Raw genomic sequence first — 16573 nt, forward strand, 5'->3', positions numbered from 1 at the left:
ACTGCTTGCAAAGAACACGTTGCAAGCATTCCTTTGCAACGCTACCTTTGTACGCATGACGGAGCCCTCACCCTCGGAGTCCCCGCAGCCCTCGGAGCACAACTTCCACCGGCTCGACGCCCGTTCACTGCGCGGCCTCGCCCATCCGCTGCGCGTCCAACTGCTCACCGCGCTGCGTTTCGGCGGCCCGGCCACCGCCTCGCAACTCGCCGGGAAACTGGGCGAGTCGAGCGGTGCGACCAGCTACCACCTGCGGCAGCTGGCGACCTACGGCTTCGTGGAGGACGCCCCCGAGCACGGCAAGGGGCGCGAGCGGTGGTGGCGGGCGGCCCACGAAGGCCTGGTGTTCGAGGAGGAGTTGTTCACGGACACCGACCCGGCCGTGCGCGGCGCGCTCGACATGGTCATGCACGAGGTGGCGACCCGGCACACCCAGGAGCTGTCCACCTGGCTCGGCAACCGGCACACCTGGCCGGAGCCCTGGACCCACGCCTCCGACCTGAGCGACATGACCCTGCGGCTCACGCCCGGGCGCACCCGCGAACTCATCACACGCATGCACGCACTGGTCAACGAGTACCGCGACCTGCCCGAGCCGGCGGACGCCCCCGACGCCGAGCGCGTCCGCGTCCACACCCACGTCTTCCCCACCCACACGGACTGAGAGGCCCCGCGATGCATCCCGAGACTCATCTGATGCTGCACCACGCCCGCGCCGCCGAACTGCGCGCCGCGGCGCAGGCGCGGCGGCCGGCCGCGGAGGCCGGGCGGCCGGGCGAGCTGCGGGCCCGGCTCGGCTGGACCCTCGTGGAGGTCGGCCTGCGGCTGGCCACCGCCCCGAAGCCGACGCTCGCCCACGCCTGAACCCGGGAGACCTGAAAGACCGACGAAACCAGCCGAACCCACCAACCCGACGAGACCGGAGGACCCGGCGAGGCGACCGGCTGCGCCGCGTGGGGCCCCTGCTCGAAGAGCTTGGGGAAGCGGCACCAGACCCCGCGGGCCCGGCAGGATCCAGCCGAGAGGTCCTAGCAGCTCGGGATCGAGCCCTTGCCCGTCCGCAGGGCCGTCAGGGCGTTCACCGCGCCCTTGAGGGTGGTCACCGGGATCAGCCGGAGCCCCTTCGGCAGCTCCGCCTTGGCGTCGGCGCACTCCGCCTTGGGGACCACGAAGACGGTGGCGCCGTCGCGGCGGGCGGCCTGCGTCTTGAGGGCCACGCCGCCGACCGCGCCCACCGTGCCGTCGGCGTCGATCGTCCCCGTACCGGCGATGGTGCGGCCGCCGGTGAGGTCGCCGCCGTCGCCGGCGCCGTGCAGCTTGTCGACGATGCCGAGGGTGAACAGCAGGCCCGCGCTGGGGCCGCCGATGTCGGCGAGCTTCAGCGACACCTTGATGTCCTTGTCGCCGCTCAGCCCCAGGTACTTCAGCGCGGCCTCGGTGGCCGCGTCCTGGGACTGCTTCATCTGCTCGCTGTTGTGCCGCTCGATCTCCTTGACGGTGTCGCCGCTCGGGTAGACCGCGTCGCGCGGCATGACCGCCCGGTCGGTGGCGAACCAGCCGTCCACCACGTCGCCCAGCGAGACGTGCGCGTCGGGGCCGGTCGCCACGATGGTCGTCATCCGCAGCTGCCCGCTGGTGTGCCGGACGGGCGCGCCGGAGATGGTGATCACCTGGCTGCCCTTGAACGACCCGAGCACGTCCGCCGTGGACCCCGGCTGCGCCACCGAGAACGGCAGCGGAGCGAGGGCCGCCGTGGCGAGGAGGGCCACGACGGGCAGCGCGCAGACGGCTACGGCCTGGGGGCGTGTGAGGCGAGAGAGCACGGGGTCAATCTACGCGACCCCCGTGCACGGCCCGTCGCCGCCCGCGAGCGGCGACGGGGCCACGGCACGGGCCGCGCCGCGCACTCCACCGCCCCGGCCGCCGCCCGGCGGCCCGCTCACCGCAGCGCTTCGGCCACCTCGCGGGCCGCGTCCATCACCCTCGGGCCCACCCGCTCGGGTACGGAGTCGGCGAGCATCACCACGCCCACGCTGCCCTCGACGCCGGTCACGCCCAGCAGGGGCGCCGCCGCGCCGCAGGCGCCGGCCTCCAGTTCGCCGTGGGTGAGGGTGTAGCCGGGCTCGGCCATGGGCTGGCGGCGGGCGGACAGGATCGCCTTGCCCGCCGCGCCCCGGTCCAGCGAGTGGCGGAACCCGGCCCGGTAGGCGACGTGGTAGTCCGTCCAGGTCGGTTCGACCACGGCGACGGCCAGCGCCTCGGCCCCGTCCACCAGCGTCAGATGGGCCGTCGCCCCTATGTCCTCGGCCAGCGAGCGCAGCGCGGGCAGGGCGGCCTCGCGCACCAGCGGATGCACCTGCCGGCCCAGGCGCAGCACGCCGAGTCCGACCCGGGCCCGGCCGCCGAGATCGCGGCGGACCAGGGCGTGCTGTTCCAGGGTGGCCAGGAGCCGGTACACGACGGTACGGTTCACGCCCAGCTTCAGGGACAGCTCGGTGACGGTCAGCCCGTGGTCGGTGTCGGCCAGCAGTTTGAGGACCCTGAGGCCCCGGTCGAGCGTCTGGGAGGTCTCCGCGGTCACGACGCCCACTCCTTAAGTGGTGAGGTCGGCGGCGACCGTCGCGGCGGTTGCGTCACCGAGTCCCGTCAGTGACGCGCGACAGAGGCCGCCGATCGGCCGGCGGTCCGGGCCGTCCCGGACTCGGTCGCTTCACGGCTGCGCTCCGCGGCGGCGCTGCCACGGGGCGTGTGCGTAGCGGGACACTAGCGAAGCCGGTTCGCTGAGCGGAAGTCTCCGTCCAGAATCCGGGCAGGGGCGGCCCCGGCCTGCCAGCATTCGTCCCCATACGGCCCGGCGGACGACGCGGGCCGTACACGGGACGCCGCCTGCACCGACCGGCCGCACCGCACACACGCGACACCCCGCCCCGCAAGGGGCGTCACCGCATCCGCGTCGCCCACTCCTGCACCTTGGCGATGCGCTGGCGCAGTTGCCCGGCCGTGGCCTCCGCGCTCGGCGGGCCGCCGCACACCCGGCGCAGCTCGGTGTGGATCACGCCGTGCGGCTTGCCGCTCTGGTGGACGTAGGCGCCGACCATGGTGTTGAGCTGCTTGCGCAGCTCCATCAGCTCCTTGTGGGTGACCACCGGCCGCCGCTCGGCGGGCAGTTCGAGCAGATCGGCCTCGTCGTCCGGCTTCTTTCGGCTGTGCGCGATCTGCCGGGCCTGCCGCTTCTGGAGCAGCAGCTGCACCTGCTCGGGCTCCAGCAGTCCGGGGATGCCGAGGTAGTCCTGCTCCTCCTCGCTGCCGGGATGGGCCTGCATGCCGAACTCGGCGCCGTCGTAGAGGACGCGGTCGAAGACGGCGTCGGACTCCAGCGCCTCGAACGGCAGCATGTCCTGCTCGCCGGTGTCCTCGTCCTGCTCCCGGTTCGCCTCCTCCATCTCCTTCTCGGACTCGGCGTACGGGTCCTCCTCGCCCTCCTTCTTCGGCCTGTCGAGGGCGTGGTCGCGCTCGACCTCCATCTCGTTGGCGAAGGTGAGCAGGTCGGGGACGGTCGGCAGGAAGACGGAGGCGGTCTCGCCGCGCCGCCTGGACCGTACGAAACGGCCGACGGCCTGAGCGAAGAACAGCGGCGTGGAGATGGTCGTCGCGTACACCCCGACCGCGAGGCGGGGCACGTCGACGCCCTCGGAGACCATACGGACGGCGACCATCCAGCGGTCGTCGCCGGCGCTGAACTCGTCGATCTTCTTCGAGGCGCCGGCGTCGTCGGACAGGACGACCGTCGGGCCCTTGCCGGTGATCTCGCGGATCAGCTTGGCGTAGGCGCGGGCGGAGTCCTGGTCGGAGGCGATGACGAGCGCTCCGGCGTCCGGGATGCCCTTGCGGACCTCGGTCAGGCGCTGGTCGGCGGCGCGCAGCACGGCCGGCATCCACTCGCCGCGCGGGTCGAGGGCGGTGCGCCAGGCCTGGCTGACCGCGTCCTTGGTCATCGGCTCGCCGAGGCGGGCCTCGATCTCGTCGCCGGCCTTGGTGCGCCAGCGCATGTTGCCGCTGTAGGAGAGGAAGATGACCGGGCGGACGACGCCGTCGGAGAGGGCGGAGCCGTAGCCGTAGGTGTAGTCGGCGGACGAGCGGCGGATGCCGTCCTGGCCCTCCTCGTAGGTCACGAAGGGGATCGGGTTGGTGTCCGAGCGGAAGGGCGTGCCGGTCAGGGCGAGCCGGCGGGTGGCGGGCTCGAACGCCTCCAGGCAGGCCTCGCCCCACGACCTGGAGTCACCGGCGTGGTGGATCTCGTCGAGGATGACGAGGGTCTTCCGCTGCTCGACGCGGTTGCGGTGCAGCATGGGGCGCACGCCGACGCCGGCGTACGTCACGGCGACGCCGTCGTACTCCCGCCCCAGCGGGCCCGCGCTGTACTCCGGGTCCAGCTTGATGCCCACGCGCGCGGCGGCCTCCGCCCACTGCTTCTTCAGGTGCTCGGTGGGCGCGACCACGGTCACCTGCTGGACGACGTGGTGGTGCAGCAGCCAGGAGGCCAGGGTCAGCGCGAAGGTGGTCTTTCCGGCGCCGGGGGTGGCGACCGCGAGGAAGTCGCGCGGCTGCTCCTGGATGTACTTCTCCATCGCGCCCTGCTGCCAGGCACGCAGCTTGCTGGCGGTGCCCCAGGGGGCACGGCCGGGGAAGGCAGGCGAAAGGTGGTGGGAGGAGGGGGCGGTGGTAGTCACGGTCTCCGGTTCGCAGTGCTGAGGGCTCGGCTACGTATGACAACCGGGCCACCCTACCGGCGGCCCGGCGGTGCCGATGCGCGAACGGCGCGGCGCGACCGCGGGATGGGACTCAGCTCACACGGCTCGCTCCGCGAGCTCCCGCAGTGCCTCGCCGATCGCCTCGACCTCGTCCACCGCGCCGGTCGCGACCGCGATGACCAGGCGTTCCGCCGCATCGACGCCGGGACGCAGCCGCACGTCGTCCGGGGTCAGGAACACGACGCAGGAGGCCCGGGCGGTGCGCTTGTTCCCGCCGACGAAGGGGCGGTTGACCGCCAGGGACTGGAGGAGTGCCGCCGCTTCGTCCAGCAGGTCGGGGTACGCGTTGCCCGGACATCGCGGCCGGGGCCGGTGCACGGCCGACTCCAGCAGTCCCGCGTCCCGTACGACGACGTCCTGGTCGTCGACGGCGAGCGCGACGACGGCCAGGACGTCCTCGGCGGACAGACGGACGGACGTCACGTGAGCCGCTCCAGCAGTTCGGCCCACTCGGCGGTCTGCTCCTACCACTCAGGGACGCGCGTGCAACCGCCTCGTCACCCACGCCCCCGTGAGCGCGACCGCCGCCATCGGCAGGAACACCGCCGCGAAGGCGGCCGGGTGGGCCGGCGATGTGGTGGTCGTCGTGTGGGCCACCGTGCCGCCGCCGAGGGCGGCGAACGCCGCGCCGCCGATCGCCAGCAGGACGACGTTGGACAGGGCGTCGGAAATCTGGAGGGCTGCGGAGTTCGCGCCGGCCTCCTCGGGCGCGGAGAGCTGGAGCAGCAGCACGCTCGTGGAGGCGACCACCAGCCCCATGCCGAAGCAGCCGAAGCCCCAGGCGACGGCGACCGTCCAGACGGGCACGGAGTGGATCAGCACGCTGGGCGCGGTGGCGATCGCCGCCGCCACCAGCACCATCCCGAGCGTCATCAGCCGCTCCCGGTACGGCCCCGCGGCCGGCCGCGACTGCACCCACGAGCCGAGCGCCCACGTGGCCCCCCCGGCCGCGAGCGAGAAGCCCGCCAGCGTCGGTGACAGCCCACGCTGGGTGACCAGCATCAGCGGCACGAAGGACTCGGCGGCGATGAAGGACCCGGCCGCGACCCCGCGCAGCAGCACCACCGAGGGCAGTCCGCGCGCCGCCCGGTAGGTGCCGCGCGGCAGCAGCCCCCGCACGGCCGGAACCAGCAGCGCGGCCCCCGCGGCCCCCGGCAGCAGGGAGATCCAGCGAAGATCCTGCGCCGCGTACTGGAGGAGCCCCGCGCCCAGCGAGATGCCGAGGGCGAGCCGGATGCGCCGCGCGTCGAACGACTCCCCCAAATCCCCGGCCGCCTCCCCCACCGGCCCGGAGGCCCGCCGCCGTATCTGCGGCAGGGCGATCGCCAGCGGGAACACCACCAGCACCGGGATGCCGACGAACACCCAGCGCCAGCCGAGGTGCTCGGTGACCGCGCCCGCGGCGAGCGGGCCGACGATCGACGGCACCACCCAGGCCGCCGCGAACGCCGCCATGATCGCCGGACGCAGCCGCTCGGGGTAGGCGCGGCCGACGACGACGTACAGGGCGACGATCACCAGCCCGCCGCCGAGTCCCTGCACGGCGCGCCCCAGGATGAACACCCACATCGTGCCCGCGGTCCCGGCCAGCAGCAGCCCCGCCGCGAACGCCCCGATCCCCGCGGTGAGCGCGCCGAGCGGTCCGCGCCGGTCCGCCCACTGCCCGGCGAGGACCATCCCGAACAGGCTGGTCGTGAAGTACCCGGAGAACGCGAACGCGTACAGCGGCACCCCGTGCAGTTCCCGCGCCGCGACCGGCATCGCCGTGCCGACAGCGGTCGCCTCGAAGGCGATCAGCAGCACGACGGAGACGATCCCGACGCTGAGCGCCCGGTAGGCCCGGCCGAGCACGGTGTCGGCGGGCTCCTTGTGCGGGCCGGGGGCGTCGGGGGAGGCAGCGGCCGCGACGTCTCTGTCGCGTGGTTCGAGGACGGTCATGGCCGTCAGCGTAAGGTCCGCCGCCGACTTTGACTCCTGTCGGAAGCCCGAACCTGCCTGCGACCTCGGGCGTACGTCCCACCCGCCGGGGTCTTACTCCCCGCCCTTTCATGAACGGCGTATGGCAGTCCCGTTGCACCACCGGCCGATCCCTTGAGCCGCCCCTCCCCGGCCGCCTACGGTCGACGTACCGAGTTCGGAACGAGCGAACAGCTCCCCGACCTGGCCGTGTGCCCGAGTGGCCGAGGGACTCGCCTGCAAAGCGAGGTACGCGGGTTCAATTCCCGCCACGGCCTCGAGAGCGATGCGGGCGGTGCGCTTCACGTGTGCCGCCCGCGTCGTCGTGTGCGCCCGCTTCGTTGTGGCGCCGGCCGCATCGCCGGGTCAGGGCGTGCCCGTCGTCTCCCCGGCCAGCAGGCTCGTCCAGAAGTGCCAGTCGGCGGGCCGGGGCGTGGGCGGGCGGGATGTCGCCGTCAGGGCCTGGAGCAGCAGGAGGGCCAGGCGGTCGTACGCGTCCGTCGTCGGGACGGTGTCCCGGCCCTCGCCGTGCAGCAGCCAGAGGGCGCAGGTGAAGGTGGAGACGTCCTTCGCCAGGGGGTGCAGGGTGGGTCCCTGGGCCGTCCGGAGCCACACCTCGCCCGTGGCGCCGTCCAGGACCGCCTCCGCGTCCCCGGTGAGAACGCCGAGGCGGATCAACCGGTCGGCCGCGGGCGGGAGTCCGCAGGGCCGCGGGGCTTCGGTGAGCGTCGGCAGCGGGGCGTCGGCCGGGTCGGCCGGGCGGAAGACGCGGCCGTCCTCCGGCAGGCCCGTCTCGCTCAGGAAGCGGCGGGTCGCCTCGTGGGTGAGGGCGGGCGGGAAGTCGATCTCCTCGAAGCGGGTCACCGCGGCTGCGCCGAACTCCTGCGCCAGGAGGCGGTGCGGGAGGCTCAGCACCAGGCCCGGACGCGGGGCGAGGTCGGTCAGGGACAGCGGGCGGAGCAGGGCCGTCGCCTTGCGGTGGGGCGCGCTCCCGCCGTCGGCCGCCTCCGCCAGGGCCGCCAGGAGGCGGCGGGTCGCCTCGGCCGCCGCCCGCGGGCCGTGGCAGACCGCGTGGGACGCCAGCCGGGCGCGCAGGGAGGCCAGTTCCTCGGCGAGCGCGGTGAAGCGGAGCAGCGTGCGGAGGGACGGAGCCAGGGAGCCTGGGGCCGGCGGGAGCGGGTCCGGGGCCGCCTCGGGGGTGCGCGGGCCGCGGGTGAGGAGGTCGTCCAGGCCCGCGGCGATCGGGTCGTACGCGTACGAGACGCAGGGGTCGTACGAGACGCAGACGGCGTGCGGGGCGAGGGCGGCCGGCGGCCTCGTCGCGGTGCAGGTCGTCGTGCTCATCGCTCCCCCGTGCGGATCGGTTGACCGGCCCGGGCCCACGCCGCTCCCGGGCAGGGGACGCCGCGACGGCCGACCGCGGCCGCCCTCGCCCCCACTGCCCCGCACACTACGCCGCACCACTGACAACGCCCCCGGCCTGCGCGAACGCCGGGAGAACAGCCGGTCACCCGCCGGTGACCACCGCGGCCTGCGGCCGGATCGGGAGGCGGTTGACGGGGCGTCCGGTCGCGGCGCGCACCGCGGAGGCGATCGCCGCCGGCGAGGTCACCACGGGCACCGCGCTGACCGCCTTCGCGCCGAACGGCGCCACCACGTCCCGCTCCTCCACCAGCTTCACGATCTTGATGTCGGGGATGTCCAGTGCGGTGGGCAGGGCGTAGCCCGTGAGGTCGGGGTGGCGTACCAGGCCGCGCGGGGTGCGCAGGTTCTCGGTGAGGGCGACGCCCACGCCCTGGGCGACCCCGCCCTCGATCCGGGAGGCCAGCTGCGCGGGGTTCAGCACCCGGCCGACGTCCTGGGCGACGGCCAGCTCCACCACCCGTACCGAACCGATCTCGATGTCCACGTCCACCACCGCGCGGATCGCGCAGAAGGCGAGGCCCACGAACGCGTCGCCCTGGCCGGCCTCGTCCAGCGGTTCGGTGGGGTGCGGGCGGCACTGCGCCGTCGCCCACAGCTCCTTGCCGTCCATCGCCTCGGTGACCGTGGTCGACAGCACGCCGTCGTAGGAGGTGATCTTGCCGTCGGTGATCTGGAGCAGCTCGGTGGACATGCCGAACTTGTGCGCGAGCGGCTGGAGGAGCTGGGTGCGGACCATCTTCGCCGCCCGCTCCACCGCGCCGCCCGACACCCAGGTGTGCCGGCCGCGGCAGCCCGCGCCCGCCGGGGGCTGGTCGGTGTCGACCGGGGCCACGTGCACCTCGTCGATGCCCAGCGTCTCCTGGACGATCTGCCGGGCCAGCGTCGTGAAGCCCTGGCCGGTCTCGACGGCCGCGCACAGCACGGTCGCGACGCCGTCGTGCACCTTCACGGTGGCCGTGGACACCTCGTCGGCGCCCTCCGCGCCGAGCATGTGCACCATGCCGAGGCCGTAGCCCACGCCCCGGCGCACCGCGCCCGGTTCGCCCGCGCCCTCAGGGCCGCCGGGCAGCAGCCACTCGTCCTCAGGGGTGTCCTTGGGCAGCGGCGGCAGGGGGTGCTCCTGCACGGCCTGGAGGAGTTCGGCGACCGGGGCGGGACAGGTGACCGTCTGCCCGGTCGGCAGGACGTCGCCGGTCGCCAGCACGTTGCGCAGCCGCAGTTCGGCCGGGTCCGCGCCGAGCTTCTTGGCCAGCTTGTCCATCTGCGCCTCGTAGGCGGCGCACACCTGCATGGCGCCCTCGCCGCGCACATGGCCCGACGGCGGGTTGTTGGTGCGCACCGCCCAGCCCTCGATGAAGGCGTTCGGGACGACGTACGGGCCGCAGGCGAAGGAGACCGCGGCGGCCAGGGCCTCGGCGGAGGTGTCGGCGTAGGCGCCCGCGTCCAGCAGGATCTGCGCCTCGACCTTCACCAACCGGCCCTCGGCGTCGGCGTGGTGGCGGTAGCGCAGCAGGGTCGGGTGCCGGTGGGCGTGGCCGAGGAAGGACTCCTCGCGGGTCGCCGTCAGCTTCACCGGGCAGCCGGTGCGCAGCGCCAGCAGGCCGAGCGGCAGCTGGAAGCCCTGGTCCTCGCGGTCGGCGGTGGCGCCGGGCACGCCGGTGACCACGATCTTGACCCGCTCGGGCGCCAGGCCGTAGCAGGCGGCGAGGGCGTCGCGGTCGGCGTGCGGGTCGGTGGAGGCGACGTACAGCTCGACGCCGCCGTCGGGGCGGGGCACCGCGAGACCGGCCTCGGCTCCGATGGGGGCCGGGTCCTGGCGGCCGATGCGGTACAGGCCCTCCACGACGACCTCGCCGACCGCCTCCGGGTCGCCGTGCCTGAGCGGGATGTGCCGGATCAGGTTGCCGTCCGGGTGCAGCGGCTCGGCCTCGAAGGCCTGCTCGGGATCGGTGACCGGTTCGAGCACCTCGTACTCGACGATGACGGCGGCGGCGGCCATCCGCGCGGTGTCCGGGTGGTCGGCGGCGACGGCCGCGATGGGCTCGCCGTGGTGGCGCACCACCTCGGAGGCGAACACCGGGCGGTCGGCGCGGCCCCGGCCGTGCAGCGGGCTGCCGGGCACGTCCTCGTGGGTGACGACGGCGCGCACGCCGGGCATGTCGCGCGCGTGGCTGGTGTCGATGGACACGATGCGCGCGTACGGGTGCGGCGAGCGCAGCACCGCCGCCCACAGCAGTCCCTCGGCCCACAGGTCGGCCGCGTACGGGAAGGTGCCCTCGGTCTTGGCACGGGAGTCGGCGGCCGGCAGCGAGGAGCCGATGCCGTGCGGCAGCGGCTCGGGCGCGGGGGCGCTCTCCGTGGCGGCAGCGGCGACGGCTTCGTTGCTCACGCCTGGCCTCCGTTTCCGTCCTGGCCGTAGGAGTCGTGACCGTCCTGGCCGTAGGAGTCGTGCGGGTGCTGCGGGTGCTGCTGCTGCGGGTCGAACACCGAGGAGTGGACGGCGTCGGCGCCCGGGCCCGCCTGACGGGGAATACGCGGCCCGTCGCCGTCCGGTTCGGCCGCGTCCTCGCCGGTGTCCGCGGCGCGCTCGGCGACGACCTCCCGGACCGCGTCCAGGACGCCCCGGTAGCCCGAGCAGCGGCACAGGTTGCCGCACAGCGCCTGGCGGGTCTCCAGCTCGGTCGGGTTCGGGTTGCCCTCCAGCAGGTCGTGCACGGTCATCGCCATGCCGGGCACGCAGAAGCCGCACTGCACGGCGCCGCACCGGGCGAGCGCCCGCTGCACGTCGGACGGCTGCCCGTCGGCGGCCAGGCCCTCGACCGTACGGACCTCGCTGCCGGCCGCGGTGACGGCGGGCACCAGGCAGGAGGCGACGAGCCGGCCGTCGACCTGGACGTTGCAGGCGCCGCACTCGCCCTGCGAGCAGCCGTCCTTGGCGCCCGCGAGGCCGAGCCGTTCGCGCAGCACGTACAGCAGTGACTCGCCGATCCAGGCCTCGGTGACGGGCCGGTCGGCGCCGTTGACGCGCAGCACGTAGGAGGCGAGGGGGTGTTCGTCCTGCGGGGGCGCGGAGGGTGGGTCGTCCTGAGGGGTCGGGGCGAGCTGGTCGTCGGCGACCGGGGCGTCGGAGGCCGCGTCCGGCTCGGCGCCCGGCTCGGTCCCCGGGGACGCGGACCCGCCTGCGGGCCCGGCCGTCCCGGCGGCCGTGGCGGCCTCTTCGGGGGCCGTGGGCGCGGGGGCGGTCCCCTCGGGCTCAGCGGGGCCTGAGACGGCCGCTACGGGGTCTTCGGAGGCCTCGCCGGGCTCATGGACAGGGGCGGCGGGGCCGGACCCGGGGGCGGCGTCGTGCGGGTGGGCGGGCGCGCCGTCGTGCCGGTGCGCGCCCTCGGGTCCGGGTCCCGCGACGGGGGCGGCGGCGTGTCCGTCGGTGGACGGGGTGGCGCGCCCGTGGTCGGCGCTCCCGGCGTCCTGCCCGTGGCCGGTGTCGGTCGCGTGTCCGTCCGGCCCGCCCGCGTACGCGCCCGGCGCTCCGGCGTCGGCGGCAGGGGCGTCGGGAGCGTGCTCGGCGGCCCGCGCGGATTCCGGGTGTCCGGCGGATTCCGGGTGTCCGGCGGATTCCGGGTGCCCCTCGGTCTCCAGGTGGCCGGCGGGCCCGGGGGCCCGGTGCGCGTCCGCCGCGGGAGCGTCCGTGCCGTGCGTGTGCGCCGGCTCCTCCGCGTGCGGGTCGGCCACCGAGGGGTCCGCCCGGTACGCGTCCGCCGCCGGCCGGTCCTCGTATCCGCCCGCCGGGTGCTCGGCGTGCTGGTCCTGGGGCCGGTCCCAGGGTTGCGCGGGCGGCTGGGTCGCCCACGGTGCGGGCGCGCCGCCCGGCAGGGTGGCCGGCGGGGTGCCGCCCCACTGCTGGACCAGGGACGACGTGGTGAACTCACCCGACTCGTCCGGAAGTTCGCCCCCGGCGACCGGGATCGACCACTGTCCGGTCACATCGTGCCCGGGGGCGGCCGGCTGACCGGCCTGGGTGTCGTGCTGCCCCGGGGCTTCCTGGAAGTTCCACTGCTGGGTGGCGGCCGGCCGGTAGGTGAAGCGGTCGCCGCCCTCGCCGCCGTCGCCGTCCTGCGGCAGGGCGTTCGCCTCGGGCCACCGGGTGCCCTCGGCGGGCGCGCCCGGCACGGCCCAGCTGCCGGTGGCCGCCGGGTCGGTGGCCTCGGGCGAGGCGGAGGCCACCGTTATCTGCGGCGGCACATAGCCGTGGCCGGGGGCGGCCAGCGGGCTGTCGGCGGCCAGGAGGGCGTCGATGCCGCCCTCGGGGAGCTTGACGAACGCGGTGGCGCCGTCGTCGTAGTCGCCTTGCGGCAGCGGGTTCCAGCGGCCGCCGCTGTCGGGCGCGCCCTCCGCGTGCTGGTCGTCGGTCACGACAGCGCCCTCCCCAGTGCTCGTCGGGCCAGCGCGGCGACGGTGCGCCGCAGGTGCAGTACGGCGGGCGGAAGCTGCTGCACGGAGCCGTCCGCGGCCGGGACCGGGTCCGGGATGCAGGCCGCGGCGACGTACTCGCCGAAGGCGCTCAGCGCCTCGGGGACGATCGCCCGGTTGTTGTCCCAGTCGATGAGCTGCGCCACCCACTGCTCGGCGTCCAGCGGCCTGAGCGGCATCGGCGCTATGGCGCCGACCGCGCAGCGCACCCCGCGCCGCGCCGGGTCCAGCACCAGCGCCACGGAGGCGATCGCGCGGCCGGGGCCGGTGCGGCCGGTCGCCTTCAGGAAGACCTGGGGCGCGTGCAGCAGCGGTACGCGCACGTAGCCGATCAGCTCGCCCGCGCGCAGCATCTCCACGCCGGCCAGCAGGTGCGACACCGGGATCTCCCGGCGGGCGCCGCCCGGCCCGGCGATGACCACGGTGGCCTCCAGGGCGGCCAGCACCGGCAGCGCGTCCCCGGTGGGGGCGGCCGAGGCGATGTTGCCGCCGAGGGTGCCGGCGTTGCGGATGTGCGGCGGTCCGGCGGCGCGCGCGGCGGCGGCGAGCGCCGGGATCAGCGCGGCGAAGTCGGGGCGGCCCATGCGGGCGTGGGTGAGGCCGGCGCCGAGCAGTCCGTGGCCGTCCTGGTACTGCCAGCCGCGGATCTCGCTGATCCGGCCGAGGCCGACCAGCGCGGCGGGCCTGAGCTGACCGGAGTTGACGGCGGCCATGAGGTCGGTGCCGCCGGCCACGGGCACGGCCGCGGGCATGGCGGTGAGCGCCGCCACGGCCTCGTCCAGCGTCGTGGGCAACGTGACGGCCTGCGCCGTCCGCGGTGCGTGCGTGGTCAAACCGGCTGCCCCTTCCCGCTGCCCCCACTGGTCCCGCCTGTGTTGCCGTACGGTACGACCTGACAGGGCGGACGTGGCAACTCTGGCACATCTTCGCAGGGCTCGCGGACACGGGTCCGTCACGCGCGGATCGCCCACCTCATCGGGGACATGGACCGTTTTGCCACGGCATCACCGGTGCGGGCGAATCAGCGCCCTTCGCTGACCCTTGCGGTGCTTTTTCCAGCGCCAGTTCGATCCTGGCCGCCAGTTCGGGCGGGCGGCCGCCTCCGGTCACCGCACCTCCGCCCGGCCCGGGACCGGCGGCGGTCCGGCGTCCGGCCGAGGGCCGGCGGCCGATCGGTCGCCGCGAGGTCCGGCTACCGCTGCGGCGGCGGTCCGTCCAGGGGCCGGCCGAGGACGCCGGGGCGGCGCTGCCAGGGGTGGGGGCCGGCGGGCGGGCGGTAGCCGACGCCGAGGGCGTCCAGGCGGCGGTAGTGGGCGGTCATCCGGCGTTCGAACCGGGCGAAGTCCCGTTCCTCCGGGGCGGGCAGCGCGCTCCAGGCGACCTCGGCGAAGGCGGCCAGGCGGGGGAAGGCCTGGTAGTCCACGCGGGCCTGGTTCTCCAGCACTTCGGACCAGACGTTGGCCTGGGCGCCGAGGACGTGCGCGGCGGCCTCCGCGTCGAGTCCGGCGGGAACCGGCTCGAACCGGTAGACGTCCTCCAGGGTGCGCACGAAGCCGATCGGCACGGGCTCGTCCTCGCCCGGCGCCTGGCGGTGGTCCAAGTACACGTACTGCTCGGGGCACATGACCACGTCGTGGCCGGCTCGCGCGGCGGCGATCCCGCCCGCGTAACCGCGCCAGGAGGACACGGCGGCGCCCTTGGCGAGGCCGCCCTCCAGGATCTCGTCCCAGCCGATGAGCCGGCGTCCGCGCGCGGCGAGCCACGCGTCGAAGTGGCCGATGAACCAGGCCTGGAGACCGTCCTCGCCGGCCACCCCGAGTTCCCGGATGCGGGCCTGGGCGGTGGGCGAGGCGCGCCACTGGTCCTTGGGGCACTCGTCGCCGCCGATGTGCACGAACGGCGCGAACTCGCCCGCGTCCGCCGGGAAGACGTCGAGGACCTCCTCCAACACGCCTTCGTAGAAGCGCAGGACGTCCTCGGTGGGGGCGAGCACGTTGGGGTTGATCCCCCAGTCGTCCCAGACGGTGAGGGCGGCGGTGTCGACGACGTCGGTGTTGCCGAGTTCGGGGTAGGCGGCGATGGCGGCCTGGGAGTGGCCGGGCAGGTCGATCTCCGGGACGACGGAGATGTGCCGCTCGGCGGCGTAGGCGACGATCTCGCGCAGGTCGTCCTGGGTGTAGTGACCGCCGTGCGGCTTCTCCTCCCACCGCGAGGACAGCCGGTGGCCGAGTTTCGTCCGGGCGCGCCAGGAGCCGGTCCCGGTCAGCTCCGGGTAGCGCTCGATCTCGACGCGCCAGCCCTGATCGTCCGTCAGGTGCAGGTGCAGGACGTTGAGTTTGTGCGCGGCCATCAGGTCGAGGTAGCGCAGCACGCCGTCCTTCGGCAGGAAGTGCCGGGCCACGTCGAGCAGCAGGCCGCGCCAGCGGAAGCGGGGCGCGTCGTCGATGGCCTGCGGCGGGATCGCGCGGGGCACGCCGGGGCGTACGGGGGCGCGCCGGAAGGCGTCCGGGCCGAGCAGCTGGCGCAGGGTCTGCGCGCCCCAGAAGACGCCGGCCGCGTCGCCGCCCGCGATCTCGACGCCGGTCCCGGCGACGAGGAGCCGGTACCCCTCGGGCTCCAGCGTGTCGTCCACGCGCAGCCGTACGCGGTTCGGCGAGTCCGCGGAGGGGGCGGGGGCGAGCGGCAGGCCGAGCGCGGCGCCGAGGGTGCCGCGCAGCCAGCGTTCGGCGGTGGCCGTGCCGGGGCCGGCCCACAGGGTGGTGTCCGCGTCGAGCACCGCCGTGCCGTCCCTCAGGGCGGCGGTGACGCGCGGCGCCGGAATGACATCGTCCGTGAACTCGTCCTGGGCCACGGTGGGAGCCTAGGGACTGCCGACGCCGCCCACAAGAGGTCTGGACCAAAAGGTCTGGACCACTCTCGGAGCGGCGTCGTGTCGCGTGCGCGGCCGCGTCGCGGCTACTTGTCGCCGCCCTTGCCCTCGTCGCCGCCGCCGCTCATGGACTCGTAGATCTCCTTGCAGAGCGGACAGACCGGGTACTTCTTCGGGTCACGGCCGGGCACCCACACCTTGCCGCACAGCGCCACGACGGGCGTCCCGTCCAGGGCGCTCGCCATGATCTTGTCCTTCTGGACGTAGTGGGCGAAGCGCTCGTGGTCGCCGTCGCCGTGGGACACCTGCGGCGTCGGCTCTACGAGGGTCCCCGTACCAGTCCCGCGCTCGGGCTCGAGAGTGCTCATACGGAAAGGGTACTGAAACCGGCGCGTATCAGTTGAGCGACGGGTCGTCCGGATACGTGGCGACCATCGCCAGCTCGTTGCGCTGGCGGCGCAGCACCTCCCGCCACAGCCGTTCGGGCGCCGGCGAGGAGACGTCGCCGGGCTCGGACTCCACGACGTACCACGCGCCCTCGGCCAGTTCGTCCTCCAGCTGGCCCGGTCCCCAGCCCGCGTACCCGGCGAAGATCCGCAACGATCCGAGAGCGGAGGCCAGCAGCTCGGGCGGGGCCTCCAGGTCGATGAGGCCGATCGCGCCGTACACCCGGCGCCAGCCCAGCGGGGCGCGCTCGCCGGGGCCGTCGCCGGGGATGACGGCGACGCCGAGCGCCGAGTCCAGCGACACCGGGCCGCCCTGGAAGACGACGCCGGGCTCCCCCGCGAGATCCGCCCAGCCCTCCAGGATGTCGCCCACGTCCACGGGGGTGGGGCGATTGAGGACCACGCCCAGGGAGCCCTCCTCGTCGTGGTCGAGGAGGAGCACCACCGCGCGGTCGAAGTTCGGGTCCGCCAGGGCGGGCGTGGCCACGAGCAGCCGTCCTGTGAGCGAGGACACCTCGGTCATGCCAGACATGATCCCGCATCTTCCCCCGGCGTGGGGAGGCAATCGGGCCGGCGGAGTGAGAGCAGCCCGCGGG

At 74.8% G+C, this 16573-nt stretch carries 14 protein-coding genes and 1 tRNA gene; 3 read left to right on the top strand and 12 right to left on the bottom strand.

Annotated elements, in window-relative coordinates; translation table 11 throughout:
* Positions 1-55 precede the first annotated feature (55 nt).
* Together AB0N63_RS24260 and AB0N63_RS24265 are read left to right on the top strand one after the other, a co-directional pair.
* Positions 56-664, top strand: a complete 609-nt coding sequence (locus tag AB0N63_RS24260) for a winged helix-turn-helix domain-containing protein (RefSeq protein WP_365531382.1) — start codon at positions 56-58, stop codon at positions 662-664.
* An 11-nt stretch (positions 665-675) separates the two neighbouring features.
* A complete protein-coding gene (locus tag AB0N63_RS24265) occupies positions 676-864 on the top strand; it encodes a hypothetical protein (protein ID WP_365531384.1) in 189 nt (62 codons plus the stop codon).
* A gap of 164 nt (positions 865-1028) precedes the next feature.
* Here the strand turns inward: AB0N63_RS24265 and AB0N63_RS24270 are convergent, their stop codons facing one another.
* The 5 genes from AB0N63_RS24270 to AB0N63_RS24290 form a co-directional block, all read right to left on the bottom strand.
* Positions 1029-1823 (bottom strand): S16 family serine protease, encoded by a 795-nt coding sequence (locus AB0N63_RS24270; protein ID WP_365531386.1) that lies wholly within the window; start codon positions 1821-1823, stop codon positions 1029-1031.
* Positions 1824-1939: 116 nt separating this feature from the next.
* Positions 1940-2581, bottom strand: coding sequence for a helix-turn-helix domain-containing protein (locus AB0N63_RS24275; RefSeq protein ID WP_009188866.1), 642 nt, complete (start codon positions 2579-2581; stop codon positions 1940-1942).
* Between the two features lie 358 nt (positions 2582-2939).
* Positions 2940-4730 carry a DEAD/DEAH box helicase gene (locus tag AB0N63_RS24280; RefSeq protein ID WP_365531388.1) on the bottom strand — a complete coding sequence of 597 codons (1791 nt, stop codon included), beginning with the start codon at positions 4728-4730 and terminating at the stop codon, positions 2940-2942.
* 117 nt (positions 4731-4847) lie between these two features.
* The gene (locus tag AB0N63_RS24285) at positions 4848-5234 is read right to left on the bottom strand and encodes a Fic family protein (protein WP_365531390.1); all 387 of its coding nucleotides are present in this window, start codon (positions 5232-5234) and stop codon (positions 4848-4850) included.
* A 48-nt stretch (positions 5235-5282) separates the two neighbouring features.
* On the bottom strand, positions 5283-6749 hold the full coding sequence (locus AB0N63_RS24290) for an MFS transporter (RefSeq protein ID WP_365531392.1): 1467 nt from the start codon (positions 6747-6749) through the stop codon (positions 5283-5285).
* Positions 6750-6973: 224 nt separating this feature from the next.
* On the opposite strand from AB0N63_RS24290, the gene AB0N63_RS24295 reads away from it, so the two are divergent.
* A tRNA-Cys gene (locus AB0N63_RS24295) sits at positions 6974-7045 on the top strand.
* A gap of 88 nt (positions 7046-7133) precedes the next feature.
* Here AB0N63_RS24295 and AB0N63_RS24300 read toward each other — a convergent pair.
* From AB0N63_RS24300 to AB0N63_RS24330, 7 genes are all read right to left on the bottom strand, one after another.
* The gene (locus AB0N63_RS24300; protein WP_365531394.1) at positions 7134-8111 is read right to left on the bottom strand and encodes an SUKH-4 family immunity protein; all 978 of its coding nucleotides are present in this window, start codon (positions 8109-8111) and stop codon (positions 7134-7136) included.
* A 163-nt stretch (positions 8112-8274) separates the two neighbouring features.
* A complete protein-coding gene (locus tag AB0N63_RS24305) occupies positions 8275-10581 on the bottom strand; it encodes a molybdopterin cofactor-binding domain-containing protein (protein WP_365531396.1) in 2307 nt (768 codons plus the stop codon).
* Positions 10578-12605: a 2Fe-2S iron-sulfur cluster-binding protein gene (locus AB0N63_RS24310; protein WP_365531398.1), complete on the bottom strand. Its 2028-nt coding sequence runs from the start codon at positions 12603-12605 to the stop codon at positions 10578-10580. Before AB0N63_RS24310 ends, AB0N63_RS24305 begins: the two co-directional genes overlap by 4 nt.
* On the bottom strand, positions 12602-13495 hold the full coding sequence (locus tag AB0N63_RS24315) for a xanthine dehydrogenase family protein subunit M (protein ID WP_019980661.1): 894 nt from the start codon (positions 13493-13495) through the stop codon (positions 12602-12604). The genes AB0N63_RS24310 and AB0N63_RS24315 overlap by 4 nt, the downstream gene beginning before the upstream one ends.
* A 359-nt stretch (positions 13496-13854) precedes the next feature.
* Positions 13855-15483, bottom strand: a complete 1629-nt coding sequence (locus AB0N63_RS24320) for a beta-N-acetylhexosaminidase (RefSeq protein WP_365531497.1) — start codon at positions 15481-15483, stop codon at positions 13855-13857.
* Between the two features lie 134 nt (positions 15484-15617).
* Positions 15618-15899: a DUF3039 domain-containing protein gene (locus tag AB0N63_RS24325; protein WP_009188882.1), complete on the bottom strand. Its 282-nt coding sequence runs from the start codon at positions 15897-15899 to the stop codon at positions 15618-15620.
* Between the two features lie 28 nt (positions 15900-15927).
* Positions 15928-16500: a YqgE/AlgH family protein gene (locus tag AB0N63_RS24330; RefSeq protein WP_365531499.1), complete on the bottom strand. Its 573-nt coding sequence runs from the start codon at positions 16498-16500 to the stop codon at positions 15928-15930.
* Between the last annotated feature and the right edge of the window lie 73 nt (positions 16501-16573).

Source organism: Streptomyces sp. NPDC093260 (assembly GCF_040683715.1).
GTDB lineage: Bacteria > Actinomycetota > Actinomycetes > Streptomycetales > Streptomycetaceae > Streptomyces > Streptomyces sennicomposti.

Bases quoted from the DNA above. Each gene is read 5' to 3' on its own strand.
- AB0N63_RS24260 (WP_365531382.1), top strand. From the start codon at position 56: ATGACGGAGCCCTCACCCTCGGAGTCCCCGCAGCCCTCGGAGCACAAC.
- AB0N63_RS24265 (WP_365531384.1), top strand. From the start codon at position 676: ATGCATCCCGAGACTCATCTGATGCTGCACCACGCCCGCGCCGCCGAA.
- AB0N63_RS24290 (WP_365531392.1), bottom strand. From the start codon at position 6,749: ATGACCGTCCTCGAACCACGCGACAGAGACGTCGCGGCCGCTGCCTCC.
- AB0N63_RS24300 (WP_365531394.1), bottom strand. From the start codon at position 8,111: ATGAGCACGACGACCTGCACCGCGACGAGGCCGCCGGCCGCCCTCGCC.
- AB0N63_RS24325 (WP_009188882.1), bottom strand. From the start codon at position 15,899: ATGAGCACTCTCGAGCCCGAGCGCGGGACTGGTACGGGGACCCTCGTA.
- AB0N63_RS24330 (WP_365531499.1), bottom strand. From the start codon at position 16,500: ATGACCGAGGTGTCCTCGCTCACAGGACGGCTGCTCGTGGCCACGCCC.